This window comes from Mesorhizobium sp. BR-1-1-10, assembly GCF_020165595.1.
Lineage (GTDB): Bacteria > Pseudomonadota > Alphaproteobacteria > Rhizobiales > Rhizobiaceae > Mesorhizobium > Mesorhizobium australicum.
Genome location: NZ_JAIUIL010000009.1, coordinates 1 through 23,781, shown reverse-complemented (window position 1 = coordinate 23,781; position 23,781 = coordinate 1). Strand labels below are relative to the sequence as shown.

Below are 23,781 nucleotides of genomic sequence, written 5' to 3'. Positions count from 1 at the left end.
TCTGTAAATACGACATTTTTTTGATCGTCATTTACAGGGGCCAAGTGTGTTTGGCGAAGCTGCGTTTCAACCCGGATCAAACTTAGCCGATTAGGCTGGCCTGCGGGGCGAAAACCTTCAGTTTGAGTTAATTGCGCCTTCGCGTGATAACGTTTGATTAACGCTGTTGCAGAAGTGCAACATCAGAATTGCACCAAGATGTGGGCGGCGACAAGCCGGATATATCGAGATCCCTGGCGGCGGGCCTGATATCTGTTGATGAATGCTCAGTTGCCATACCGCGAGGCGATATCGCGCGACAGCGTCTCGCCTTCTTTCATGTAACGGCTGATGGCTTCAGTGGCCGAAGCGGTGCACTGGGTGTAAGTGCCGAAGGAACGGTAGCCGCGATTGAAGCTGGCGATGAAGCGGGCGCGGCGCTCTGGGTCCGGGTTTTCCGAATCGAGCAGTTTTTCCATCTCGCCACGCCACTGGTCGCCCTTCTCCCCGCACAGATTGCGCAGGAAATGCAGCGACCCGAGAACTTCCGCCAATCGCATCAGCCCCGGCTCGAACGGCGACTCGGCACTGAAGGCAGGCCGCGCCGGGACGACCGCGCTGACGGCAAGGCAAATGGCAAGGAGCACTGACGGACGGTTCATAAACCTTCTCTGCCTGACGGCTTAGGCCTTGTGGTCTGCCTGATGGCCTGAGACGTCGTGGCTGGCGAGACAACATAAGCCTTGTGACGAAACAATTTGTCGCCTGCAAGGCGGTTTTTCAGTGCTGCGTCAGCGGGCTTGAACGGGACCGAGGAGTTCCTCGGCGACCGCGAACACCGAGCCGGCGAGCGGCAGCAGGGTCATCTCCTTGAGTGTATAGAAGGCGGCTGTCTCGGCGTCGTCGCTGGCCTCGGCCTCGCCACCAGCATAGGTGGCGCCGAAGACCGTGAGGAGATAATCGACCGGGTGGCTGTCTTGCCTGCCGTCGATGTGGATTTCCCGAAGCGGGCGAAAGCCGGCGGCGCGCAAGCCGGTCTCTTCCATCAGTTCACGCCGTGCCGCGTCCTCCAGCGTCTCGCCGGCTTCGACCTTACCGCCGGGAAAAGCGTAGAGCCCTTGCGACGGCGAACGCGCCCGCTTGACCAAGAGTACGGTGTCGCCGCGCACGACGGCTACCGACACGGCCAGAAGTACCTTGCGTGCTGTGTTCATCGATCCCTAATCAACTCATTCGAGACAGCTCTTTTGTGGACCGACAGCATGGGCAAGCTTTAGCGGTTGCGCAACGCCGGTTCGATCGCCACTTTCAACACCGAACTATTCGAAAGACACAATCGATCATGTGCGGACGTTTTGCCTTGACCGCCACGCCGGACCAGACCGCTGCCTTGCTGAGCCTTGCGGAGCTGGAGGATTTCCCGGCCCGCTACAACATCGCACCGACACAGCCGGTCCTGATGGTGACCGCTGGCGTGCCGCGAGCCCCAGGCTCCAATCTGCCGGACCGGCAGCCGATGCTGGTGCGCTGGGGCCTGATCCCAGCTTGGGTGAAGGACACCAGGGAGTTTCCGCTGCTGTTCAACGCGCGCTCCGAAGGTGCGATCGAGAAGGCCTCGTTCAAGGCCGCCATGCGCCATCGCCGCGCGCTGGTGCCGGCATCCGGTTTCTACGAATGGCGGCAGACCGGAGGCAAGAAGGGGCAACCCTATTGGATCCGGCCCAGGCATGGCGGGTTGATCGCCTTTGCAGGTCTGATCGAAACCTATGCCGAGCCCGGTGGCTCGGAGATGGACACCGGCGCTATCCTGACCGTCAACGCCAACGCCGATTTCGCCCATATCCATGACCGCATGCCGGTGGTGGTCGATATTTCTGACTTTGCCCGTTGGCTGGATTGCCGCACGCTCGAACCGCGCGATGTCGTCGATTTGCTGCGGCCGGCGCAGCCCGATTTCTTCGAGGCGATCCCTGTCTCCGACCTCGTCAACAAGGTTGCCAACACTGGACCGGAGATTCAAGAGAGGGGCGAAATCGGGCCGGAACCCGAGAAGGTCAGGCGCCAGAAACCTGGCGCGGACGACAGTCAGATGACGCTGTTCTAGCGAAGCCGGTCGAAGTCTAAGTTCAGGACGCCTGTTCTCGCCCTCATCGTCGGCGATTGCGCCAGCCGCGTCATCTCAGGCAGCGCGAGGCGACACGATCTTCTGCGCCGGCTTCTTCTTCTTGGCGGTGTGAAGAAGGGCGGCGACGATGGCGGCCGGGCCGATTGCGCGATAGTGGTTGGCCAGCGCCGGTTGCTTGGCGCGGTTGGCTTCCTGCTTGCTTCGAGGCATGTTTCTCTTCCCTGGTAACATTTCCGTGTCTGCGTTTGCTGGTTGATTCCGACCAAATCGTGACGCGTGGTGATCTAGCCGGCGAATGTTTCATGACTGTGCCGACATGTTTAATAAAATGTTTCACTGACTGATTCCGCGCGATCGGGCGATGCGTTTGCCAGCCCTCGCTACCTTTTTCCCGGGATCAGCGACTTGACGGCAACACTGGTCAGGGCGATAAAGCCGCCGATGAAAACGTCGTTCGCCATTTGTGGCATTTGCATTATTGGCTAGCCTCGCGCTGGTCCGGACGTTTTCGCCTCATCTTCCCCAGAGTGGACAAACGCCCCGGCCAGCAGGCTGGAACCTGATTTGCGCCTCGGCGCTGGGCTGGCTCCATCCAGACAAGAAGTTCTGAACGGGAAGCATGGAATGTCTGACGCATCAAAGGGCCTGCGCCTCTACAACACGCTGACGCGCACGAAAGAGGGCTTCGTGCCGATCGATCCGCTTGCCGTGCGCATGTATGTCTGCGGCCCGACCGTTTACGACTTCGCCCATATCGGCAACGCCAGGCCGGTGATCGTGTTCGACGTGCTGTTCCGCTTATTGCGCCACCTCTACGGCGAGACGCACGTCACCTATGTGCGCAACATCACCGACGTCGACGACAAGATCAACGCGCGGGCGCTGCGCGATTTCGGCGGCGAGATCGCTTCGGGAACCCTTTCGCTCAACGAAGCGATCCGACGGGTGACCGAAAAAACGGCCGACCAGTTCCACAGGGATGTCGCCACGCTTGGGTGCCTGGAGCCGACGGTCGAACCGCGCGCCACCGAATTCGTCGAACCCCGCGCCGACGGCAAGGCTGATATGATCACTTTGATTAAAAGCCTGATCGACCGCGGCCATGCCTATGTCGCGGCAGGCGAAGTTCTGTTCGATACGGCCTCGATGCCCGACTATGGTCAATTGTCGAAGCGCAATCTCGACGAGCAGCAGGCCGGTGCCCGCATCGCCGTCGACGCCCACAAGAAGAACGCCGGCGATTTCGTGCTGTGGAAACTGTCATCGCCGGAAGAGCCCGGCTGGCAAAGTCCATGGGGCAGGGGCCGGCCCGGCTGGCATATCGAATGCTCGGCCATGTCGGCCGCCTATCTCGGCGAGGTCTTCGACATCCATGGCGGCGGCCTCGATCTGATCTTCCCGCATCATGAGAACGAGATCGCCCAGTCGCGCTGCGCCCACGGTACCGATGTCATGGCCAATGTGTGGATGCACAATGGTTTCCTGCAGGTCGAGGGCCAGAAAATGTCGAAGAGCCTCGGCAATTTCTATTCGATCCACGAATTGCTCGAGACCGAGACCTTCGGCGGCCGCAGATGGCCTGGCGAGGTGCTGCGGCTGGCGATGCTGATGACGCACTACCGCGAGCCGATCGACTTTTCCGTGCGCAAGCTTGAGGAGGCGGAGAACACGCTACGCAAATGGAAACGCGCGTCGGACCTGGCGCCGGCTGCGGGAAGCCAGGTGCCGGCGGAAGTCGTGGAGGCGCTGTCGGATGATCTTGCGACCTACGCGGCCTTCCAGCAACTGACCCAGCTTGCCGGTGAGGCAACCGACTTCAGCGGCGCTGGCGAGAATGGCGCCGCGGCTTCCTTGAAAACCTCGCTCGCGTTCCTCGGTTTCGACGTCGGCGCGGCCAAGGTCGACGAGGCCGCGATTGCGGAAACCATCGCCAGGCGCCTGCAGTTCATCGCCGCCAAGAACTGGGCCGAGGCCGACCGCATCCGCGATGAACTTCTGGCCAAGGGCGTGCAGTTGAAGGATGGCAAGGACCCGGTCACCGGCGAGCGCGTGACGACGTGGGAGGTGAAGCGGTGAGGGTGGCGCCAGGCACCTTTGCGGTTTTGGCGGGGGCGCCGGTGACAGCCGATCTCCCCCCTTGCGGGGGAGATGTCCGGCAGGACAGAGGGGGGTGTGACGGAACACCGGCGTTTCCGTTTGTTCACCCTCGCTGCAAACATTTATTGAGAAGGCAGTGGTCGCAAGCTGATAGGTCGGCGGGACAGCACCCCCCTCTGCCCTGCCGGGCATCTCCCCCGCAAGGGGGGAGATCAGCTCTCGTCGCCGATTTCGCTAATTGCCGGCGAAGGGGTGTTTGATGGGGCACGATCTCGTTCCGTCCCGTCAGCGCAAAAACGCAAAATCCATGCGGCGCGTGATGACCGATGCCGAGCTGAAGCTTTGGAATGAGTTGCGTGCTCACCGGCTGATGGGAATGAGCTTTCGGCGGCAGGTGCTGATTGGGCCTTATATCGTTGACTTTGCTTGCTCGGCCCATCGTTTGATAGTTGAAGTTGACGGCAGCCAGCATGCCGGCGCGGAACATTCAAGACGCGATCAGGCAAGAAGCGCTTATCTGAGCGCCAGCGGCTGGACTATCCTGCGCTTCTGGAATGACGACGTGATCCGCGATATCGACAATGTCTGCCAGCACATCGTTATCGCGGCCGGTCTGGCCGGCGCCAACGTGCCGGAACCAGCAACGGAGGAACTCGTTTCATGATCGACCATCTCGGCATCACCGTTTCCGATTTCGATGCCTCCAAGGCTTTCTACGACAAGGCGATGGCGCCGCTGGGTGGCTCGCTGCTTTATATGGTGCCGCAGGAATACACTGGTGGCGCCAAGGTCGGCGGCTATGGCCGCGACCGGCCGGTGTTCTGGTTGAGCGCGGCCAGGGAAAAGCCCCGAGATCATCAGCACGTCGCCTTCACCGCGCGCAGCCGCGCCGAGGTCGACGCCTTCCACGCCGCCGCCCTTGCAGCCGGCGGTAAGGACAATGGCGGACCGGGCCTGCGTCCGCACTATCACCCCAACTATTACGGCGCCTTCGTCCTCGATCCCGACGGCAACAATGTCGAGGCGGTCTGCCATGATCCGGAGTGAAAACCGATGAGCCTCGACAACCGGCCAGTCTACACAGGCGGCTGCCAGTGCGGTGCGGTGCGCTTCCGCGTCGAAGGCGCGCTCGGCGACGCCTCGGTCTGCCACTGCCGCATGTGCCAGAAGGCCAGCGGCAATTTCTACCTGCCGCTGGTCTCGGTGCGCGGCGCCAAGGTCGACTGGACGCGCGGCGAACCCAAGCGGTTCCGTTCCTCCAATGTCGTATGGCGCGGTTTCTGCGCCGAATGCGGCACGCCGCTGACCTTCGAGGCGCCCGACGGCATGGCTCTGGCGATCGCCGCCTTCGACGATCCGGCTGGTATCGCGCCGACCATCCAGTGGGGCACGGAAGCAAAACTGCCCTATGTGGATTCCATTCCGCGATTGCCGGGCGAGGACACGATGGCGGATATCGGCTCGGCTCCTTATCTCGCCGAGCTCGTCTCCTATCAGCATCCCGACCACGACACCGACCAATGGCCGCCGGAGGAAAGACCATGACCGAAACTGTCCGAACCGGCGGCTGCCAATGCGGCGCCGTGCGCTTCCGCATCAAGGGGGCGCTGGGACGTGCGTCCATCTGCCATTGCCGCATGTGCCAGAAACAGTTCGGCTCCTTCTTCGGCGCGCTGGTGACGGTACCCAAGGAGGGCGTCGAATGGACCCATGAAGAACCAAGTTATTTCCAGTCTTCGGTCAACATCGATCGCGGCTTCTGCGCCCGTTGCGGCACGCCGCTGACCTACCGGCAGCCCGGCGGGCTCGAGATCGCCATCGGCGCCTTCGACGACCGCTCGGATCTGGCGCCGCGGATCCAGGTCAACTATGCGGCACGGCTGCCTTGGGTCGAGACGATCTTCGACCAGCCTGTCCACCAGGATCCCGATTATTACGCGCGGCAGGAGCAAATCATCTCCTTCCAACACCCCGATCACGAAACGGCCAACTGGCCGCAACAGGGCCTGAAAATATGAGCTTGCGCACCCTCTATCCGGAAATCGAACCGTTCGACTCGGGGATGCTCGATGTCGGCGACGGCCATATGGTCCATTGGGAGCGGTCAGGCACCAAGGGCGCCAAGCCGGCAGTGTTCCTGCATGGTGGACCGGGCGGCACCATCTCGCCAAAACACCGGCGGCTGTTCGACCCCAAGCTCTACGACGTCATCCTGTTCGATCAGCGCGGCTGCGGAAAGTCGACGCCGAACGCCTCGCTGGAGGCCAACACGACATGGCATCTCGTTGCCGACATCGAGCGACTGCGCGAAATGGCCGGCTTCGACAATTGGCTGGTGTTCGGCGGTTCCTGGGGCTCGACGCTGGCGCTCGCCTATGCCGAGACACACCCTGATCGCGTCAGCGAACTGGTGGTGCGCGGCATCTACACGCTGACCCGCGCCGAACTCGAATGGTACTATCAATTCGGCGTCTCGGAGATGTTCCCCGACAAATGGGAGCGTTTCCTGGCGCCGATCCCGCAGGCCGAGCGCGGCGACATGATGGCCGCCTACCGCAAGCGGCTGGTCGGGTCCGACCGAAAGGCGCAGATCGAGGCCGCCCGCGCCTGGAGCCTGTGGGAGGGCGAGACGATCACGCTGCTTCCTGAACCCGAAACCAGCGGTCCGTTTGGCGAGGACGACTATGCCGTCGCCTTCGCCCGCATCGAAAACCACTATTTCGTCCATGCCGGCTGGCTCGAGGAGGGGCAGTTGCTCCGCGATGCCGGGAAGCTCAAGGACATCCCCGGCACCATCGTCCACGGCCGCTACGACATGCCGTGCCCGGCGCGCTACGCCTGGGCGCTGCACAAGGCCTGGCCGAAGGCGGACTTTCATCTGATCGAAGGCGCCGGCCATGCCTATTCGGAGCCCGGCATCCTCGACCGGCTGATCCGCGCGACGGACAAGTTTGCGGGCAAATGACGATGAGCCGCGAGCGCCTCTATCTCTTCGACACCACGCTCCGCGACGGCCAGCAGACGCCGGGCATCGACTTTTCGGTCGAGGACAAAATCGCGATTGCCAAACTGCTCGACGAGTTCGGCTTCGACTATGTTGAAGGTGGTTATCCCGGCGCCAATCCGACCGACACTGCATTCTTCCAGCAGAAGCGCACGGCACGCGCAAAATTCGTTGCGTTCGGAATGACCAAGCGGGCTGGGGTCTCAGCCTCTAACGATCCGGGGCTGGCGGCGCTTGTCCAATCGAAATCGGACGCCATCTGCTTCGTCGCCAAGAGCTGGGACTACCACGTTCGCGTGGCGCTCGGTTGCACCAACGAGGAGAACCTCGACTCCATAAAAGTCTCCGTCGAGGCATCGGTCGCTTCGGACAAGGAAGCGATGGTCGATTGCGAGCATTTCTTCGACGGCTTCAAGGCCAATCCGGACTATGCGCTCGCTTGTGCGAAAACGGCCTACGACGCCGGTGCGCGCTGGGTGGTGCTTTGCGACACGAATGGCGGCACGCAGCCCTCGGAAGTGCGGGCAATCGTCGAGAAGGTTATCGCCGCGGGCATTCCGGGCGAGCATCTCGGCATCCATGCCCATGACGACACCGGCCAGGCGGTGGCCAATTCCCTTGCCGCCGTCGAGGCCGGCGTGCGCCAGATCCAGGGCACGCTGAATGGCATCGGCGAACGTTGCGGCAACGCCAATCTGATCTCGATCCTGCCGACACTGGCGCTGAAGCCGGCTTTCGCCGACCGCTTCGAGACGGGAATCTCAGCCGAAGCGCTGACCGGCATTTCGCGCCTGTCGCGCGCCTTCGACGAATTGTTGAACCGCGCTCCGGAAGCGCAGGCGCCCTATGTCGGCTCGTCCGCCTTTGCCACCAAGGCGGGTATCCACGCTTCGGCGCTGGCCAAGGAGCCGGCGACCTATGAGCATGTGGAGCCGCAAGCCGTGGGCAACCGCCGCCGCGTCATGGTCTCCGACCAGGGCGGCAAGGCCAATTTCCTCGCAGAGTTGAAGCGGCGCGGCATCGATGTGCCGAAGGACGACCATCGGCTCGACGCCCTGATATCGGTGGTCAAGGAGCGTGAGGCCTCGGGCTACGCCTATGAGGGCGCCGACGCCTCCTTCGAACTCCTGGCGCGCAAGATGCTGCATGGCCTGCCCGAATTCTTCCACGTCACCTCGTTCCGCTGCATGATTGAACGCCGCTTCGATGCCAATGGCCAGTTGAAGACGGTGTCGGAAGCAGTGGTCAAGGTGCTGGTCGAGGGCGAGGAGAAGATGTCGGTGGCCGAGGGCCATGGTCCCGTCAACGCGCTCGACATTGCGCTGCGCAAGGATCTCGGCAGATACCAGAACGAGATCGCGGATCTCGAGCTTGCCGACTTCAAGGTGCGTATCCTCAATGGCGGCACCGAGGCCATCACCCGCGTGCTCATCGAATCGCATGACGGTACCGGTGCGCGCTGGTGGACGGTCGGGGTCTCGGAAAACATCATCGACGCCTCGTTTCAGGCGTTAATGGATTCGATCGTCTACAAGCTGATGAAGAATCGCGAGATGGCGGGGCTGGTGGCGGCGGAGTAAGTTTGAACCATCAGCGAAAGTCCATTGATCCATCAGAACTTTGCGATGGTCTTGCCAAGATTACTGGGCCATAGCGTTGGGCCATGGCCGCTGAAGCAATTACCCCCGATGCAGAATCGAAAGCCCGCCGCGGCTTCTTGCTGGCGCTGGGTGCCTATCTCTTGTGGGGGTTGCTGCCCTTCTACATGAAGGCGGTGGCGCATCTGCCGCTTGCCGAGGTGATTGCACACCGCATCGTCTGGTCGGTGCCGATTGCCGCGGCGGTCCTGGTCTGGGCCGGCCGCACGGCCGACTTCAAGGTGGCGATCCGCTCGCCTCGCACCATCGCCATGGCGGGGCTGACGGCGGCGCTGATCTCGGTCAACTGGGGCATCTATGTCTGGGCGATCGCGGTCGACCGCACCGTCGAGACGGCATTGGGCTACTACATCAACCCACTGGTGAACGTCGTGGTCGGCGCACTGCTGCTCGGCGAGCGGCTCGACCGGTTGCAGATCGCGGCGGTGGTGCTTGCGGCGGTCGCCGTCGCCGTGCTGACGATCGACGGCGGCAAACTGCCCTGGGTGTCGCTGGCATTGGCGTTTTCCTTCGCCGCCTACGGCTTCTTCCGCAAGACGCTGCCGATCGGTCCCAGCCAGGGCTTCCTGCTCGAAGTGCTTTTGCTGTCGGTGCCGGCGCTGGGCTACATCGTCTTCCTTATCGCCACCGGACAGGACCATTTCGTCTCCAGCAATGGCACCGACACCGCGCTGCTCATCGGCTGCGGGCCGGTGACGGCCGTGCCGCTGCTGCTGTTCGCCTTTGGCGCCAAGCTGCTGCGCCTCTCGACCATCGGCATCATGCAGTACATAGCGCCGACCATGGTGTTTCTGATTGCCGTGCTGATCTTCGACGAGCCGTTCGGCACCACGCAGGCCATCGCCTTTGCCCTGATCTGGGCGGCTCTTGCGGTCTATTCCTGGTCCATGCTGGCGACGGCGCGCCGGGCTACATCTGCCCGAGCCGCCTGACAAAAAGATAGGTCACGCCCGCGATCAGCAGCGACGCGCCCGTGATCACCCAAAAACCCGACGGGGTGTTGACCAGCGGCAAACCGCCGACATTCATGCCGAACAGGCCTGAGATGATGGTCATCGGCAACAGCACCGCCGTCATCACCGAGAGCACGTAAAGCAGCCGGTTCGACTGCGTCGTCAGCTTGGCCATCAGCTCGTCCTGCAGCAGCCGGGCGCGCGCCTGCAACTGCTCGCCGTCATAGTGCAGCGTCTGTGCGCGGTGCGAAAGCCGCGCCGCCATGTCGTTGATCGAATCCGGCAGGTCGTTGCGGTGCGAATGGTCGAGATGGCGAAACAGATTGGTTAGCGTCGCCATCTGCCGGTGGATGACCACCAGATGCCGGCGTGCATCGACCAGCGCCTGCCGCTCATTGTGCCATGCGTCGCAGACGATACGGTCCTCGATGCCGTCGAGACTGTCGCTGAGTGCCGCGAGTTCCGTCGCCATTCCGTCGAACGACTGGCCGACGACAGCCTCGATCAGCTCGGCCGGCGAGCGAAACTTGCGCGATCCGTTCTCGATCGCCTTGCGGATGTTGTCGACCGATTGCAGCGGCTGCTTGCGGGCGCCGACAAGCATCGTGTCGTTGAGGGCGAAGCGGAAATGACCAAGCCCGCCGGCTTCCGCCGAATAATCATGGCGCAGGTCCGGCAGATCGCCATAGAGCCAGTCATCCTCGAGGTCGATGTGGCAGCCATGACTGGCGGTCAGGAAGGCTTCGCGCACCGGCGCCGGCAATGCCTGATCGGCGCCGATCTCGTGGCGGGCGCGCATGTCGGAAAGCTGGTAGCTGCGCCATGTCCAATGCGCGGCGGCGGCATCGCTGGTGCGAGCGCCCTCAGCGGTAAAGTGGTAGATGAAGAACAGACCGTGCTCATCGGGCAGGTAAGGCGACAGGTCAGTGCCTTCGGAGGGGATGGCGATGTTCATGGCGGCTTCGCCGGTCTCTGATGCGGTCGGGGTCGCGGGGGCGGCCAAGCGCGATTTCTAGCATGGCATCCCCGATTTCGTGTGACTGTTTCGTGACGGCGTGCCCCCTTACAGGACGCTGGTGATCCCGCCATCCACCAGCAGCGTCTGTCCGTTCACGAAACTGGCGGCGTCGGACGCCAGGAACACGGCAGCGCCCGCGAGTTCCCTCACTTCGCCCCAGCGCCGCATCGGCGTGCGGCCGGTCAGCCAGGCGGAGAATGTCTCGTCGGCGACCAGCGCGGCATTGAGCTCGGTCTTGAAATAGCCCGGCGCGATGGCGTTGACGCGCACGCCGTGCTGGCCCCATTCGCCGGCCATCGACTTGGTCAGCATGGTGATGGCGCCCTTGCTCGCCGCGTAGGGCGCGATCGACGGGCGTGCGAGCACGCTCTGCACCGAGGAGACATTGATGATCGACCCCCTTTGGCGCGCAATCATGCCCTTTACGACGGCCCGGCTCACCTTGAACACGCCGTCCAGGTTGGTGGCCATCAGCGCGTCCCAGTCGGCGTCGCTGAAGGTCTCCAACGGCGCCCGTCGCTGGATGCCGGCATTGTTGACCAGGATGTCTATCGGTGCGGTGCCGGTTTCCGCCGCCGCGATTGCCCGGTCGACCGACTGGGTGTCGGTCACGTCGATCACCGCTTCCGTGATCGAATGGCCCGCGGCGCGCAACTTGTCCGCGGCCGCTTTGAGATCGTCGGCCTTGCGGCCGCCGATCGTGACGCGCGCGCCGGCGCTCGCAAGCGCCTCCGCGAAGGCGAGGCCCAGGCCACGGCTGGCGCCGGTTATGAAGGCATGCTTGCCTTCGAGGCCGAACAGTTGGCCGAGATAGTCGGTCGAATGCAATTTGCACCTTCATCGATTGCGATTTATCGCCGGTCAGTCGAAGGCTCGTTCGGCCCTTGGCAAGCGGCAGCGCCAGCGTGCCGCGTGGCTTGATGAGATGCAAGGCGCTTGTCGGCTTGGCGGTCCTGCTGACGACCTCGATTGTCGCGGCCGTCGGCCTCAGCGCTTCGGCCCAAATCCCCGATAGGGATTGAGTGGCACGATCGCGGCAATGTCCATCATGCCAGCCTTGACCAGTGGCAAGGTGGCGAGATGGCCGCGCACATCGGCATCGCTGCCGACTTTGAACATCATGCCGCTGCCGGGAATGTCGCCGACCTGGGGCAAGCTGCTCGGAGGGAGCAGGCAGTAGGCAGTAGGCAGTAGGCAGTAGGCAGTAGGCAGTAGGCAGTAGGGGGAAGTGTACGCTCCGACACTGCAAACCTACTGCTCTCCCGCAACCTTACATCTTGTCGATCACCGACTGGACGCCCTCGGTCGGTGCGTCGACCGAGGAGCCGGCGACCATGATGGCGGCGACGATGGCCTCGGGATCGTTGACGACCAGCGGCTTCACACGCTGCGCGGTATGAATGAAGCCTTCCGCCGCCATGTGATCAAGCAACGCCGTCATCGGATCCCAGAATCCGTTGACGTTGCCGAAGACAATCGGTTTGCGGTGATGGCCAAGCTGCGCCCAGGTCATGATCTCGACGATCTCCTCGACTGTGCCGATGCCACCAGGCAGCGCCACAAAGGCGTCGGATTTCTCGAACATCTTGTGTTTGCGCTCGTGCATGTTGTCGGTGATCGACAACTCGTCGAGCCGGTCAAGCGCGGTTTCGGTTGCTTCCTTGTTGATCAGGAAGCGCGGAATGATGCCCGTCACCTTGCCGCCGGCCTTGAGCGCGCCTTCGGCGACGGCGCCCATAATGCCTTTGGTGCCGCCGCCATAGACCAGCCGCAGGCCTGCCTTTGCAATTGAGCGTCCAAGCAGGTGGCCGGCCTTGACATAGATTTCATCGCGGCCCGGAGATGAGCCGCAATAGACGCAAACGGATCGAATCGTGTTCATGCCGATGATTGGTGATTGGGTCTGAAAGCGCGGTCAAGCCCTAGGGTTGAGAAGGCCGGGCTTTTTCTTGTCGGTCATGGCAAAACACGCTAGACCGGCGTTAGGTGGCTAAGGGGCAGGGAAATACATGGCAATCAATCCATTGAAGGCGTTCTTGTTCGCGGCGGGTGGGACCGTAGCGGCCGCGGGAACCGCCTATGTATCGGGCGCACTCGACCCGTATCTTCATCGCACACCGCCGGCGGAAGTCGCGGCGTTGACGCCGCCCGCGGCGCCGAAGCCGGCCGATCCTGGCACGGAAGGGCGCCTGCCGGCTCCGACGATGCCGGCCACGCCGGGCGCGGCACCTCAGGCGACGGCCCCGGCAGCACCTGCAACCGACGCTGCGGCGCCTGCGGCGCCCGCGACGGCGGGTCCGATCGCGCCGACTTTCGATGTCGTACGGGTCGAGAGCAACGGCTCGATCGTCGTTGCCGGCAACGCGGCGCCCAACTCGAAAGTCGAAATTCTCAACGGCGCGACGGTGATCGGCTCCACGGTTGCTGGTCCCGATGGTGCCTTTGTCATCGTGCTCGAAGATCCGCTGAAGCCCGGCGACTATACGATCGCCCTGCGTTCGACGGTTGGCGCGGTCGTGACCGCCTCGGCGCAGACCGCAGTCGTCTCGGTGCCCGCGAATGCAGCTGGCCAGGTGCTGGCCATGGTCGAGGAGCCGGGCAAGCCGGCCGAACTGCTGACCGTTCCGGCATCTGAGCCAAAGCCGGCGCCGGCAACCGGCGACCAGGCTGCCGCTCCTGCTGCTGAAGCGCCCGCCGCGCCGGCGACGGCCACGCCAGCCGTGGCTGAAGCAAAACCCACTCCGGCGGCACCGGCCGCGCCCGCGGCAGCCGTGGCCGAACCAAAGATCGTGGTCGAGGCAGTCGAGATCGACGGCAACAAGATCTTTGTCGCCGGCCTCGCCGATCCGGGCCGCAAGGTGCGCGCCTACGCCAACGACATCCTGCTCGGCGACGCGCAGACCTCGTCGGACGGCCATTTCCTGGTCGAGGCGACGCGCGATATTCCGGTCGGCAGCTATACCATCCATGTCGACGGCCTCGATGCCGATGGCGTGAAGGTGGTGGCCCGCGCCGCGGTGCCCTTCGAGCGCGAACCGGGCGAGGCGGTCGCCGCCGTTGCCCCCGCCGAGACCAAGCCCACCGAGACCAAGCCCGCCGAGGCCAAGCCCGCGGCGCCCGCTGTTGCCGCCGCTGCTCCGGGCGAGACCGCGCCGGCTCCCGCCGCGCCAGCCACCGAGGCTCCGGCTAACGTCGCAGCAGCCACGCCGCCAAGCGACGTGCCCGAAATCGTGTCGCCCAAGCTCGAACATGCCGACAGCGCGGTCATCATTCGGCGCAACGATACACTGTGGCGGATCTCACGGCGCGTCTATGGTCATGGCGTGCGCTACTCCACCATATACCTCGCCAACCAGGACCAGATCAGGAATCCGAACCGCATCTGGCCGGGGCAGGTGTTCAAGGTTCCGGAAAAGTCGAAGGAAGGCGAAGCCGCCGACCTCAAGGCAATGGGCGAGCAGGCGACGACCGCACCGATGAAGACGGAATAGGGATAGACCGGCAATTCCGGCGATCTACCCATCGGCCTAGCTTGCCCTGTCATCGTTCATCGTCTATCGCCGATGAACGATGACAGAATGCGTTCCCTTACCAGACCATGCCGCCTCGGCACTGCCTGGCTGCATGCCGGACAGCCGCGCTGTCGCGGCGCGGTTCGCAGCACTTTCGCATCCGGCGCGGATCGAGATACTGAGGCATCTGTCGGCCAGCAATTCCTGCTGCTGCCGTGAGGTCGTCGACCGTTTCGCTCTGGCCCAGTCGACGATCTCCCAGCATCTGAAAATATTAGTCGAGGCGGGCCTCGTCCGGTTTGAGCCCGACCGTCAGCGATCGCGCTATGCGGTCGATCGCGCGGCACTTGCCGACGTATCGGCATCGCTGGGCGCGCTCATCAATTCCTGCTGCTCCGGCCGCTAACCCTCTCACCCAAAAGGCAAGAAAAGTGGCCGAAAAAACCGTCTCCGCCGACACCTCGACACTCACGACACTGCGCAATCTCTGGCCCTATATGTGGCCGGCCGACCGCGCCGATCTCAGGGCGCGGGTGACCTGGGCGACGCTGCTGCTGGTCGTCGCCAAGGTGACGCTGGTCGCCGGTCCCTATTTCTTCAAATGGGCGACCGATGCGCTGGCAGGCGGCTTCAAAACGCCACCGCCGCTGCCATCGTTCATGCTTGCCCCGGTGATGCTGGTCATTGCCTACAATGTGCTGAGGCTCGTCCAGCTCGGCTTCAACCAGCTGCGCGATGCGCTGTTTGCCCGGGTCGGCCAGCATGCGGTTCGCCAGCTTGCCTTCCGCACCTTCGTGCACATGCATCAGCTGTCGCTGCGCTTCCACCTGGAGCGCCGCACCGGCGGCCTGTCGCGCATCATCGAGCGCGGCACCAAGGGCATCGAAACGATCGTCCGCTTCATCATGCTCAACACCGCGCCGACGATCCTCGAATTCGCGCTGACCGCGGGCATATTCGGTTTCACCTATGGCTGGAAATATGTGGCTGTGGTGGCGGTCACCGTCTGCCTCTACGTCTGGTTCACGGTCAAGGCCAGCGACTGGCGCATCTCGATCCGCCGCGACATGAACGACAGCGACACCGACGCCAACACCAAGGCGATCGACTCGCTCCTCAACTTCGAGACGGTCAAGTATTTCACCAATGAGCGCATGGAGGCCGAGCGCTTCGACCGCTCGATGGCGCGTTACGAGATCGCCGCAACCAAGACCTGGACCTCGCTCGGCTGGCTGAACTTCGGCCAGGGCTTCATCTTCGGCGTCGGCACGGTCGTCGTCATGTGCATGTCGGCGCTGGAGGTGCAGGCCGGCACCCAGAGCGTCGGCGATTTCGTTTTCATCAATGCCATGCTGGTACAGCTTTCCGTGCCGCTCAACTTCATCGGCTTCATCTATCGCGAAATCCGCCAGGGCCTCACCGACATCGAGCACATGTTCGACCTGCTCGACGTGCCGCAGGAGATCGTCGACAAGCCCAACGCCAAGCCGCTGGCCGTCAGCGCCGGCAAGGTCGAGTTCCGCGACGTCCACTTTTCCTATGATCCGAACCGCAAGATCCTGAAGGGCGTCTCCTTCGAGGTGCCGGCCGGCAAGACCGTTGCCATTGTCGGGCCGTCGGGTGCGGGCAAGTCGACCATCTCGCGGTTGCTGTTCCGCTTCTACGACGTGCAGGGTGGCCAGGTTCTGATCGACGGCCAGGACGTGAGGGACGTGACGCAGGACAGTCTGCGCGCGGTGCTCGGCATGGTGCCGCAGGACACGGTGCTGTTCAACGACACCATCGCCTACAACATCCGCTACGGCCGTGTCGGCGCCGGCGAGGAGGAGGTGCGCAAGGCCGCCGAACTCGCCCAGATCGGGCCGTTCATCGAGAAGCTGCCCGACGGCTACAAGTCGATGGTCGGCGAGCGCGGGCTGAAACTTTCCGGCGGCGAGAAGCAGCGCGTGGCGATCGCCCGCACCATCCTGAAGGCACCGCCGATCCTGATGCTCGACGAAGCGACCTCCGCACTGGACAGTCATACAGAGCAGGAGATCCAGGCCGCGCTCGACCTCGTCAGCAAGGGCCGCACCACCATCGTCATCGCCCACCGCCTGTCGACGGTGATTGCCGCCGACGAGATCATCGTGCTGAAGGACGGCCAGATCGCCGAGCGCGGCACTCATGTCGAGCTGATGCGAAAGCACGGCCTCTATGCCTCGATGTGGGACCGCCAGCGCGAGGCGACCGAAGCCGAGGAGCGGCTGCGCATTGCCCGCGAAAGCGACGAACTGGGTGTCGTCGTACGCCGGCGCACATCGGAGATGTCGTAGCTCAAAAAAGCCTCTTGACCTCAACTTAGGTTGAGATTGTAGACCGTCGCCCGAGAGCCGCAAAACAGCATCGTCGAGGACGGAATCAAATGGATATGAGCTTTACGAATCAGGATGTTAACGGCGGCAGCGTGTTCAGGGTCGACAAGTTCGTCGTGCCCGCCAATGCCCGCGATGAAATCCTCGCAAAGGTGAAGATGACGCACGAGTTGCTGCGTCTGCAGCAAGGCTTCGTCCAGGACTTTCTGCTCGAGCAATTCTCAGGACCGGGCGAATTCAACCTCGTCACCATCGTCGAATGGGAAAGCCAGGCTGCGGTCGACAACGTGGTGCCGATCGTCAAGGCTGCGCACGAGCGCATAGCCTTCAACCCGCAGGAGACGATCGCCCGGCTCGGAGTGCGAGCTGATATCGCCAATTATCAGCGCGTGCCGGGACTCTAGCCAGGCCACCCCACACTCGGTGCCGGCGCTTCAATGCCGAGCACCTGGCCGGTGCGGGCCTCGCTTGTCATATGCTCGAAGCCGCGCCACTCGGCGGCGGTGATGAACAGCGTTTTCCGGTCCGCAGCGCCCAGCATGCAGGCAAAGCAGCCGCGATCGGCGGTGACGGTCTGCAAGACGTCACCGCCTTCGCGCACCCGCACGCAATGCTTGTTGGGAACGTCGGCATACCAGACCGCCCCGTCCGCATCGAGGCAGATGCCGTCGGGATATCCGTCGAGATCGGCCCAGGTGCGTCTGTTGGACAAGGAACCGTCGGCGGCAATGTCAAACGCGGTCAGCCGGTTGGCATGGGATTCGGCAATGATCAGCGTCTTGTTGTCCGGGGTCACCGCCATGCCGTTCGCAAAGGCGATAGTGTCCGCCACTTGCCTGACCGCGCCATCCGGTGTGACCAGCACGATGGTGCCGGGACCGAAATGCTGGCCGGTCGCCGGCGCCGGCCCGCCGCCATTGACGTAGATGTTGCCGCGCCCGTCGACGACGATCTCATTCCACGGGCTTTTCGACAGGCCGCGCAGGTCGGCGTGGATGACGAGCGAGCCATCGGCTTCCTGCCGCAACAGCAGGCCCTCGCGGCCTGAGACAACCAGCAGACGACCATCCGGCAGCCAGTCGATTGAGTACGGCAGGACAGCCGGAATCGTGAGCATGATCTTGCGGCTGCCGCCGGCATCGACGGCGATGATCTCGCCGGTGCCCCAATTGCAGACCCACAGGCGTCCGTCATGCCAGCGTGGCGATTCCCCGAAGGCGAGACCTTCCATGACGATGTACGGTTTGTCGCCGGACGATATTCGCATGATCAGGAGCCTCCGTTGCGCGCGTCATCGGCCCTTGCGATGAAGCGCTTCCCACCAAGGACGGGCGAGATGAGAGTCTCCCGACAGCGGACCGCTGTATTTTCGCGCAGGAAGAACGCCGCATCGGTGTGACGTTGACGCCACAGGTGCCGGTCTGCGCAAGGGCGGCGTCGGCGCAGATAGGTTTTTCGGCCATTCTGGCTGCCTTGGCGCAGTCAAGGGATGGCTTTTGACGGCAGGACAGGCATGCGACCCGGTATCCATTTCACGACACACGGAGCGCCCGGCTATCCGCGGTCACAGGCCCGCCCTTGCCCGTTCATCCGCGCCGGCGATTGTCGCGTTGCGGGCAGGGGGTGTTTCGGCTATTGAGGCCGGACCTGAAACAGGGACCGCCCCCAGCCCATGAGCCTTGTCGACACGGTCAAGAACGCGTTCGTACCGATCCATCGCGAAGGCTATCCCTTCATCGCGGCGTTTGGCGCGGCGACGCTGTTCCTCGGCTATTTCTCCTCGATCCTGTTCTGGATCGGCCTGATCCTGACCGCCTGGTGCGTCTATTTCTTCCGTGACCCCGAGCGCGTCACGCCTGTTGACGATCGCCTGGTGGTAAGCCCCGCCGATGGCATCGTCTCGGCGGTCGGGCCGGCCGTGCCACCGCGCGAGCTTGGCCTCGGCAATGTCGAGATGACCCGCATCTCCGTGTTCATGAACGTCTTTTCCTGTCACGTGAACCGCTCTCCGGTGCGCGGCCGCATCGCCAGGATCGAACATCGGCCGGGAAAATTCCTCAATGCCGAGTTGGACAAGGCGAGCACGGAAAACGAGCGCAACGGCCTCGTCATCGAGAGCCCCAACGGCACGGTGGCGGCAGTCCAGATCGCCGGCCTGGTGGCGCGCCGCATTGTCTGCTGGACCGAGGCCGGCGCTTCGATCGGCACCGGCGAGCGTTTCGGCCTAATCCGCTTCGGCTCGCGCGTCGACGTGTTCCTGCCCTTGACCGCCACGCCGCGCGTCGCCGTTGGCCAGACGGCGGTCGGCGGCGAAACCGTGCTCGCCGAATTCGGCGGTGTCGCCGGCACGCCCCTGGTGCGGATTTCCTGACGGTGGGCACGCAATATAAAAAATTCGAGGCCCATGCCAGCGGCGGTCCGCGCATCCGCGAGATCCCCATGCGCATGGTGCTGCCCAATCTGGTCACCGTGCTTGCCATCTGCGCCGGCCTGTCCGGGATCCGCTTCGGCTTCGAGGGGCGTTTCGAGCCGGCGGTGGTAATGGTGCTGCTGGCCGCTTTTCTCGACGGCATTGACGGCCGCCTGGCGCGGATGCTGAAGGCGACCTCCAAATTCGGCGCGCAGATGGATTCCCTGGCCGACATCGTCAATTTCGGCGTTGCGCCGGCACTGGTGCTCTATGCCTTCCTGCTCGACCGCGCCGGCTCGCCAGGCTGGATCGCGGCACTGCTGTTTGCGATCGCTTGCGGGCTGCGGCTGGCGCGTTTCAACGTGCTCGACGACGAGAAGGCCGACCGCCCGATATGGCAGACCGAATATTTCGTCGGTGTGCCGGCGCCGGCAGGCGCCGTTCTGGTGATGCTGCCGCTCTATCTCTATTTCCTGCGGCTTGGGGTGGAGCCCAGCCGGCCGGCCGCCTTCGTCGCCACCGGCTTCACCATCCTGGTGGCCTTCCTGCTGGTCAGCCGCTTGCCAGTCTATTCAGGCAAGAGCATCAAGATCCCCGGCGACAGGGTGCTGCCGGTCATCCTCGCCGTCGTCCTCTACATTCTCTTGCTGATGACCTATCCCTGGTACACGCTGACGGCATCGGTCGCGGGCTACCTGATCTTTCTCCCATTCAGCGTGCGCGCCTATTCCAAGCGAGCCAAGCTGGAAGGCGAGAAGGTGCCGCCTTCGGACATAGGTTAGAAAGTCGGCCGAAGTCCTTGGTCCGACTCAGGCCGCCACGCCAAGTCCGAGCCGGTCGATCGCCAGCTTTCTCGTCGACACATAGTCGGTCTTGCCGGAACCGAGCACCGGGATCTCCTCGACCTTGACGATGTCGTTCGGCACCATCAGTTCGGCCGCTCCGGTCTTTTTGCCGAACTGACGCAACTCCTCGGCGCTGGCATCGTCGGCGGTGGTGACCAGCACGATGCGCTCGCCCCGCCTCTTGTCCGGCACCGCCACCGCCGCATGGCGTTCTTCCGGCCAAAGCGACTGCACCAGCATCTCGACCGCACCCAGCGACACCATCTCGCCAGCGATCTTGGCGAAGCGCTTGGCGCGGCCGCGAATGCTGATGAAGCCTTCGCGGTCGACGGCGACGATATCGCCCGTGTCGTGCCAGCCGGTCAGGGGCTGGAGCTCGCCGGGGCGGTCCGCGGTCATGTAGCCCATCATCATGTTCGGCCCGTCGAGCCACAACTGGCCGGCATCGTTGATGCCTTCGACCGGCTCCAGTTTCATGCGAATGGCCGGCAGAAGCCGGCCGACCGTGCCGTCGCGGCCGTGGATCGCGGTGTTGACGGCAACCACGGGCGCCGCCTCGGTGAGACCGAAGCCTTCGATGATCTCGGCCTGGAAGCGTTCGCGATAGACGCGGCGGGTATCCGGCTTCACCGCCTCGGCGCCGGCGACGACGAAGCGCAGACTGGAAAAATCCCCGTCCTTGGCGGTGCGCGCATAGTTGGCGAGGAAAGTGTCGGTGCCGAACATGATGGTCGGTTTCACCTTGCGCGCGATCTCGGGGATGAGCTTGTAGTGGAGAGGCGAGGGATAGAGGAACAGCTTTACCCCGGTGACCAGTGGCAGGATGGTGCCGCCCGTCAGGCCGAACGAATGGAACACCGGCAACACGTTGAGCAGGATGTCCGCCGGCGAAATGGTGATCCGCGCCTCGGCCTGCATGGCATTGGCGAGGAGATTCTTTTGCGACAGAACAACGGCCTTCGGCGTGCCTTCGGAGCCCGAGGTGAACAGGATCACGCCGGGCTTTGCCGCGTCCTGTCGCTGCAGCGGCAGGCGCCACAGCAAGGCGGCTGCAAGCTTGTCCAGCGTGGTGACGCTTTCGCGTACATCTTCCAGCCACAGCAGCCTGGCGCCGCCCTTCTCGACCGCGGCGACGATATCGGCGAGATCGGCCTTCTCGACGAAGGCACGCGAAGAGACAACGGTGCGGATGACGGCGGTGCGGACAGCCGCGGTGACGCTTGCCGGCCCGGCCGTGTAGTTGATCATCGCCGCCACACGGCCCGCCGAGAGCAGGCCGACGAGCGACAGCACGACGCCGTTGGCGTTGGGCAGCATTACCCCCACAGCTTCGCCCGGCGCCGTCACCGCCTCGAAGCGCCTGCCCAGCACCCGCGCGCCGATGAACATCTTGCGGTAGCTCAGCGCCCCGGAAATGACGTCCTCGATGATCGGACGCGAAGCGCCGATCCTGGTTGCGGCGTCGCGCATGGCAAGGAACAGGCCGCGGTCGAGGTCGGTGCCAAAAAGCCGGGCCTCCGCGACGCGGTCGAACAGCGCATTGGTGTTGGAAGCCTGGTCCGGATTGCGCGCCACCAGTTCGGCGATCGTCATCGGCTCCAGGACACTGATCGACAGCCGTGGAAACCAGTGACGCGGTGCCTTGTCCGCCGACGTCAGCGACACCGGCAGGTTGCGGGCGCCGGCGACGAAGATCGGCACGATGCGGGCGTCGGCCTGCATGGCGATGCGGGTGACGGCGCGGAACAGCCGAAACGTCTTGACGTCGGGCTCGACCGCGTCCGGCAGATAGACGGCCAGCCGGCCCTTGCCCTTCAGCACGCGCACCAGCCGGCGGCTGACGAAGACATGTTCGGCGTTGAAGGCAATGGTGCGGCCGAGTTCGCGCCACGGTTCGAGCCAAGGCGAACGCGCCGAGACCTCGTCGAGTATATGCAGCGTGTCGTCGGGCAGCAGCGACAGCATCAGCGCCGGCTCGAAGCGCGACTGGTGCGAGATGACATAGATGACCGGCACCTGCGCCTTGCGAGCGATCTTGATGCGATTGTCGCTGATCCGGTAGGCGAGCTTGAACGGTGCGTAGAGCAGCGCTTGGGTGAAGCGCAGGCCGAGGCGGAATTTTTCCACCACGCCGATCAGCAACCAGGCCACAACCAGACCCGCAAGCAGCGCCAGTGTCAGGATCATGCCGCGTCTCTCCCAACGATTTTGTCATTGCGGCTCTTGTGCGGCCGCTTCGGGGGCAGAGCCTAGCGGAAGTCGAGGCAAGGTCAATGCGGAAGGGGCGCCCTCACGCCGCGTTCAGCCGCCCGCTGATGAAACGGAACTCCTGCGTCTTGCCGCCGTAGCCATAGGCCGCTGCCGGAACCTCATGCACGAAAGCATAGCTCTCCTGGTGCACGCCGCCTAGCAGGCGGCCAAGGGCATCGAAGATCGCCTTGAGATAGGCCTCCAGTTCGAGCTTTGTGTTGGTGCCGTCGACCACCTTGATGTCGAGCCAGAATGTGTTGGTGCCGTGCTCGGCGAGCGACTTGCCGCCGGCGAACCAGTGCTGCGGATCGAGATAGGACACGGCAACTGCGGTGATCGTCGGATCCTTGCGCAGATGCGTGGCGGTGATCTCGGTTATTTCCCTGGCGATGCTGGCCGACAGGGTGGCGTCGGGCTTGCCGGTGACGCTGACATTGATGATGGGCATTCTTCTCTCCTTGGTTTTTAGCGGCGTGGGCGCCGTTGAAGACCATGCCATCATCTTTTGATCGAAATAACTGAATTGTTTTCAAATGACGATTCGATAATATCGAATTATGGAAACGCTTGATCCCGACCTGCTCAGAACCTTCCTTGCTTTCGTCGACAGCGGTTCGCTGGCGCAGGCGGCGGCCAATGTCGGCCGCTCACCCTCGGCGGTGACGGCGCAGATGCAGCGCTTGGAAGAGATCGTTGGTGAGCCGGTTCTGGCGCCGCAGGGCAGGCGGCGCGGCCTGACGCCGGCAGGCGAGGATCTTGTCGGGCACGCCAGGCGTATTCTTGCTGTGCATCGCGAGGCCTGGCTGGCGCTGAAGGGCGCACGCGCTGCCGGGCGCGTCGCCATCGGCACGACGCAGGATTTCGCCGATAGCGGCCTGCCGGACCTGCTGCGTGCCTTCGCCTCCAGCCATCCCCGCGTCAGGATCGAACTGCGTGTCGGCCGCTCCGCCGAACTGGCGCAGGCGTTACAAGCTGGCAGCCTCGATCTGGCGATCGTCATGCGCCAGGCTGCCGTGCCGGACGAGGTCGGCGTGCTGCGCGAGCCGATGATATGGCTGTGTTCGAACAAGGGACTGGCCTCGCGGCAGGAAGAATTGCCGCTGGCGCTGCTCGACCCCTATTGCGGGTTTCGCGAAGCGGCACTCGCCGCGCTCGACGCCGCCGGCCGCCGCTATCGCATCGCTGCCGGCAGCGCCAGCCTGGCCGGGCTGCGCACTGCGGTAAATGCCGGTGTTGCGCTGACCTTGCGAACCCCGCGCTTTGCCCATTCCGGCATCGTCGAAGCGCCCCGCGAACTTGGCTTGCCGCCGGCTCCGATGGCTGAGTTCGCGATCCGCCTGCGCGCCGGTGCCGATGCGCCCGCGGGCGATCTGGCGACGCTGCTCGGCGGTAGCCTCGCCTTGTCCGGACCGCTTGGTTGATTTGACTAGGCGCGAAGTTCCGTCGCCGGTCTATTGGCTGGAAAGCCGACTTGCGGTCGACCCGTCTGTTGCAAGCAAAAGCTGTCGCAAAGAAAAAGCCGACCTTGCGGTCGGCTTGGAGTAGGACGGGCCGAGGGGTTTGGGGGGACTTGGGG

The 23,781-nt window shown here is 63.8% G+C and carries 26 protein-coding genes; 16 read left to right on the top strand and 10 right to left on the bottom strand.

What is annotated here, in order from left to right; translation table 11 throughout:
- Positions 1-266 precede the first annotated feature (266 nt).
- Both LB555_RS20140 and LB555_RS20135 read right to left on the bottom strand, forming a co-directional pair.
- On the bottom strand, positions 267-641 hold the full coding sequence (locus LB555_RS20140) for a TIGR02301 family protein (RefSeq protein WP_015318555.1): 375 nt from the start codon (positions 639-641) through the stop codon (positions 267-269).
- 129 nt (positions 642-770) lie between these two features.
- Positions 771-1,193, bottom strand: coding sequence for an NUDIX hydrolase (locus LB555_RS20135; RefSeq protein WP_224683582.1), 423 nt, complete (start codon positions 1,191-1,193; stop codon positions 771-773).
- Positions 1,194-1,321: 128 nt separating this feature from the next.
- On the opposite strand from LB555_RS20135, the gene LB555_RS20130 reads away from it, so the two are divergent.
- Entirely contained in the window at positions 1,322-2,083 is a 762-nt protein-coding gene (locus LB555_RS20130) for an SOS response-associated peptidase (RefSeq protein ID WP_140618466.1), read from the top strand.
- A 75-nt stretch (positions 2,084-2,158) separates the two neighbouring features.
- Here the strand turns inward: LB555_RS20130 and LB555_RS20125 are convergent, their stop codons facing one another.
- Positions 2,159-2,314, bottom strand: coding sequence for a hypothetical protein (locus LB555_RS20125; protein WP_015318552.1), 156 nt, complete (start codon positions 2,312-2,314; stop codon positions 2,159-2,161).
- Between the two features lie 414 nt (positions 2,315-2,728).
- Here LB555_RS20125 and cysS point away from each other — a divergent pair, with 414 nt between their 5' ends.
- The 8 genes from cysS (at position 2,729) to rarD (ending at position 9,795) form a co-directional block, all read left to right on the top strand.
- A complete protein-coding gene (gene cysS / locus LB555_RS20120; RefSeq protein ID WP_224683581.1) occupies positions 2,729-4,180 on the top strand; it encodes a cysteine--tRNA ligase in 1,452 nt (483 codons plus the stop codon).
- Positions 4,181-4,460: 280 nt separating this feature from the next.
- Complete coding sequence (locus tag LB555_RS20115; protein ID WP_224683580.1) at positions 4,461-4,865, top strand: endonuclease domain-containing protein; 405 nt, start codon at positions 4,461-4,463, stop codon at positions 4,863-4,865.
- A complete protein-coding gene (locus tag LB555_RS20110) occupies positions 4,862-5,248 on the top strand; it encodes a VOC family protein (RefSeq protein WP_015318548.1) in 387 nt (128 codons plus the stop codon). The genes LB555_RS20115 and LB555_RS20110 overlap by 4 nt, the downstream gene beginning before the upstream one ends.
- A 6-nt stretch (positions 5,249-5,254) precedes the next feature.
- Positions 5,255-5,746 (top strand): GFA family protein, encoded by a 492-nt coding sequence (locus LB555_RS20105; protein WP_015318547.1) that lies wholly within the window; start codon positions 5,255-5,257, stop codon positions 5,744-5,746.
- Complete coding sequence (locus LB555_RS20100) at positions 5,743-6,219, top strand: GFA family protein (RefSeq protein ID WP_224683579.1); 477 nt, start codon at positions 5,743-5,745, stop codon at positions 6,217-6,219. Before LB555_RS20105 ends, LB555_RS20100 begins: the two co-directional genes overlap by 4 nt.
- The gene (pip, locus tag LB555_RS20095; protein WP_224683578.1) at positions 6,216-7,166 is read left to right on the top strand and encodes a prolyl aminopeptidase; all 951 of its coding nucleotides are present in this window, start codon (positions 6,216-6,218) and stop codon (positions 7,164-7,166) included. The genes LB555_RS20100 and pip overlap by 4 nt, the downstream gene beginning before the upstream one ends.
- Positions 7,163-8,785: a citramalate synthase gene (gene cimA / locus LB555_RS20090; RefSeq protein ID WP_224683577.1), complete on the top strand. Its 1,623-nt coding sequence runs from the start codon at positions 7,163-7,165 to the stop codon at positions 8,783-8,785. Before pip ends, cimA begins: the two co-directional genes overlap by 4 nt.
- Before the next feature lie 83 nt (positions 8,786-8,868).
- Entirely contained in the window at positions 8,869-9,795 is a 927-nt protein-coding gene (gene rarD, locus LB555_RS20085) for an EamA family transporter RarD (RefSeq protein ID WP_140718288.1), read from the top strand.
- Here the strand turns inward: rarD and LB555_RS20080 are convergent.
- The 4 genes from LB555_RS20080 to LB555_RS20070 form a co-directional block, all read right to left on the bottom strand.
- On the bottom strand, positions 9,773-10,771 hold the full coding sequence (locus LB555_RS20080; protein ID WP_224683679.1) for a transporter: 999 nt from the start codon (positions 10,769-10,771) through the stop codon (positions 9,773-9,775). The genes rarD and LB555_RS20080 overlap by 23 nt on opposite strands.
- Before the next feature lie 108 nt (positions 10,772-10,879).
- Positions 10,880-11,662, bottom strand: coding sequence for a glucose 1-dehydrogenase (locus LB555_RS20075; RefSeq protein ID WP_224683576.1), 783 nt, complete (start codon positions 11,660-11,662; stop codon positions 10,880-10,882).
- Positions 11,663-11,821: 159 nt separating this feature from the next.
- Complete coding sequence (locus tag LB555_RS29320; protein WP_263489209.1) at positions 11,822-11,956, bottom strand: hypothetical protein; 135 nt, start codon at positions 11,954-11,956, stop codon at positions 11,822-11,824.
- A gap of 148 nt (positions 11,957-12,104) precedes the next feature.
- On the bottom strand, positions 12,105-12,716 hold the full coding sequence (locus LB555_RS20070) for a TIGR00730 family Rossman fold protein (RefSeq protein WP_015318539.1): 612 nt from the start codon (positions 12,714-12,716) through the stop codon (positions 12,105-12,107).
- 127 nt (positions 12,717-12,843) lie between these two features.
- On the opposite strand from LB555_RS20070, the gene LB555_RS20065 reads away from it, so the two are divergent.
- From LB555_RS20065 to LB555_RS20050, 4 genes are all read left to right on the top strand, one after another.
- Positions 12,844-14,325, top strand: a complete 1,482-nt coding sequence (locus LB555_RS20065; protein WP_224683575.1) for a LysM peptidoglycan-binding domain-containing protein — start codon at positions 12,844-12,846, stop codon at positions 14,323-14,325.
- A gap of 79 nt (positions 14,326-14,404) precedes the next feature.
- Positions 14,405-14,752 (top strand): ArsR/SmtB family transcription factor, encoded by a 348-nt coding sequence (locus LB555_RS20060; RefSeq protein WP_015318537.1) that lies wholly within the window; start codon positions 14,405-14,407, stop codon positions 14,750-14,752.
- Between the two features lie 25 nt (positions 14,753-14,777).
- Entirely contained in the window at positions 14,778-16,661 is a 1,884-nt protein-coding gene (locus LB555_RS20055; RefSeq protein ID WP_140718280.1) for an ABCB family ABC transporter ATP-binding protein/permease, read from the top strand.
- Positions 16,662-16,756: 95 nt separating this feature from the next.
- A complete protein-coding gene (locus LB555_RS20050) occupies positions 16,757-17,104 on the top strand; it encodes an antibiotic biosynthesis monooxygenase (protein WP_041163878.1) in 348 nt (115 codons plus the stop codon).
- On the opposite strand, the gene LB555_RS20045 is transcribed toward LB555_RS20050, so the two are convergent.
- Positions 17,101-17,967, bottom strand: a complete 867-nt coding sequence (locus tag LB555_RS20045) for an SMP-30/gluconolactonase/LRE family protein (RefSeq protein WP_015318534.1) — start codon at positions 17,965-17,967, stop codon at positions 17,101-17,103. The two genes, LB555_RS20050 and LB555_RS20045, sit on opposite strands and share 4 nt — an antisense overlap.
- A 405-nt stretch (positions 17,968-18,372) precedes the next feature.
- Here LB555_RS20045 and LB555_RS20040 point away from each other — a divergent pair, with 405 nt between their 5' ends.
- Positions 18,373-19,071, top strand: coding sequence for a phosphatidylserine decarboxylase (locus LB555_RS20040; RefSeq protein WP_015318533.1), 699 nt, complete (start codon positions 18,373-18,375; stop codon positions 19,069-19,071).
- A 2-nt stretch (positions 19,072-19,073) separates the two neighbouring features.
- A complete protein-coding gene (locus LB555_RS20035) occupies positions 19,074-19,892 on the top strand; it encodes a CDP-alcohol phosphatidyltransferase family protein (RefSeq protein WP_015318532.1) in 819 nt (272 codons plus the stop codon).
- 27 nt (positions 19,893-19,919) lie between these two features.
- Here LB555_RS20035 and LB555_RS20030 read toward each other — a convergent pair whose 3' ends face one another.
- Together LB555_RS20030 and LB555_RS20025 are read right to left on the bottom strand one after the other, a co-directional pair.
- On the bottom strand, positions 19,920-22,142 hold the full coding sequence (locus tag LB555_RS20030) for an AMP-binding protein (RefSeq protein ID WP_015318531.1): 2,223 nt from the start codon (positions 22,140-22,142) through the stop codon (positions 19,920-19,922).
- Between the two features lie 103 nt (positions 22,143-22,245).
- Positions 22,246-22,653, bottom strand: coding sequence for a tautomerase family protein (locus LB555_RS20025; protein ID WP_015318530.1), 408 nt, complete (start codon positions 22,651-22,653; stop codon positions 22,246-22,248).
- A gap of 109 nt (positions 22,654-22,762) precedes the next feature.
- Between LB555_RS20025 and LB555_RS20020 the strand changes: the two genes are divergently transcribed.
- Entirely contained in the window at positions 22,763-23,626 is an 864-nt protein-coding gene (locus tag LB555_RS20020) for a LysR substrate-binding domain-containing protein (protein WP_015318529.1), read from the top strand.
- Positions 23,627-23,781 lie beyond the last annotated feature (155 nt).

Excerpts from the sequence above, each read along its gene's own strand:
- LB555_RS20140 (WP_015318555.1), bottom strand. The coding sequence starts at position 641 with ATGAACCGTCCGTCAGTGCTCCTTGCCATTTGCCTTGCCGTCAGCGCG.
- LB555_RS20135 (WP_224683582.1), bottom strand. The coding sequence starts at position 1,193 with ATGAACACAGCACGCAAGGTACTTCTGGCCGTGTCGGTAGCCGTCGTG.
- LB555_RS20130 (WP_140618466.1), top strand. The coding sequence starts at position 1,322 with ATGTGCGGACGTTTTGCCTTGACCGCCACGCCGGACCAGACCGCTGCC.
- LB555_RS20125 (WP_015318552.1), bottom strand. The coding sequence starts at position 2,314 with ATGCCTCGAAGCAAGCAGGAAGCCAACCGCGCCAAGCAACCGGCGCTG.
- cysS (WP_224683581.1), top strand. The coding sequence starts at position 2,729 with ATGTCTGACGCATCAAAGGGCCTGCGCCTCTACAACACGCTGACGCGC.
- LB555_RS20115 (WP_224683580.1), top strand. The coding sequence starts at position 4,461 with ATGGGGCACGATCTCGTTCCGTCCCGTCAGCGCAAAAACGCAAAATCC.
- LB555_RS20110 (WP_015318548.1), top strand. The coding sequence starts at position 4,862 with ATGATCGACCATCTCGGCATCACCGTTTCCGATTTCGATGCCTCCAAG.
- LB555_RS20105 (WP_015318547.1), top strand. The coding sequence starts at position 5,255 with ATGAGCCTCGACAACCGGCCAGTCTACACAGGCGGCTGCCAGTGCGGT.
- LB555_RS20100 (WP_224683579.1), top strand. The coding sequence starts at position 5,743 with ATGACCGAAACTGTCCGAACCGGCGGCTGCCAATGCGGCGCCGTGCGC.
- pip (WP_224683578.1), top strand. The coding sequence starts at position 6,216 with ATGAGCTTGCGCACCCTCTATCCGGAAATCGAACCGTTCGACTCGGGG.
- cimA (WP_224683577.1), top strand. The coding sequence starts at position 7,163 with ATGACGATGAGCCGCGAGCGCCTCTATCTCTTCGACACCACGCTCCGC.
- rarD (WP_140718288.1), top strand. The coding sequence starts at position 8,869 with ATGGCCGCTGAAGCAATTACCCCCGATGCAGAATCGAAAGCCCGCCGC.
- LB555_RS20080 (WP_224683679.1), bottom strand. The coding sequence starts at position 10,771 with ATGAACATCGCCATCCCCTCCGAAGGCACTGACCTGTCGCCTTACCTG.
- LB555_RS29320 (WP_263489209.1), bottom strand. The coding sequence starts at position 11,956 with ATGATGTTCAAAGTCGGCAGCGATGCCGATGTGCGCGGCCATCTCGCC.
- LB555_RS20070 (WP_015318539.1), bottom strand. The coding sequence starts at position 12,716 with ATGAACACGATTCGATCCGTTTGCGTCTATTGCGGCTCATCTCCGGGC.
- LB555_RS20065 (WP_224683575.1), top strand. The coding sequence starts at position 12,844 with ATGGCAATCAATCCATTGAAGGCGTTCTTGTTCGCGGCGGGTGGGACC.
- LB555_RS20060 (WP_015318537.1), top strand. The coding sequence starts at position 14,405 with ATGACAGAATGCGTTCCCTTACCAGACCATGCCGCCTCGGCACTGCCT.
- LB555_RS20050 (WP_041163878.1), top strand. The coding sequence starts at position 16,757 with ATGAGCTTTACGAATCAGGATGTTAACGGCGGCAGCGTGTTCAGGGTC.
- LB555_RS20045 (WP_015318534.1), bottom strand. The coding sequence starts at position 17,967 with ATGCGAATATCGTCCGGCGACAAACCGTACATCGTCATGGAAGGTCTC.
- LB555_RS20040 (WP_015318533.1), top strand. The coding sequence starts at position 18,373 with ATGAGCCTTGTCGACACGGTCAAGAACGCGTTCGTACCGATCCATCGC.
- LB555_RS20030 (WP_015318531.1), bottom strand. The coding sequence starts at position 22,142 with ATGATCCTGACACTGGCGCTGCTTGCGGGTCTGGTTGTGGCCTGGTTG.
- LB555_RS20025 (WP_015318530.1), bottom strand. The coding sequence starts at position 22,653 with ATGCCCATCATCAATGTCAGCGTCACCGGCAAGCCCGACGCCACCCTG.
- LB555_RS20020 (WP_015318529.1), top strand. The coding sequence starts at position 22,763 with ATGGAAACGCTTGATCCCGACCTGCTCAGAACCTTCCTTGCTTTCGTC.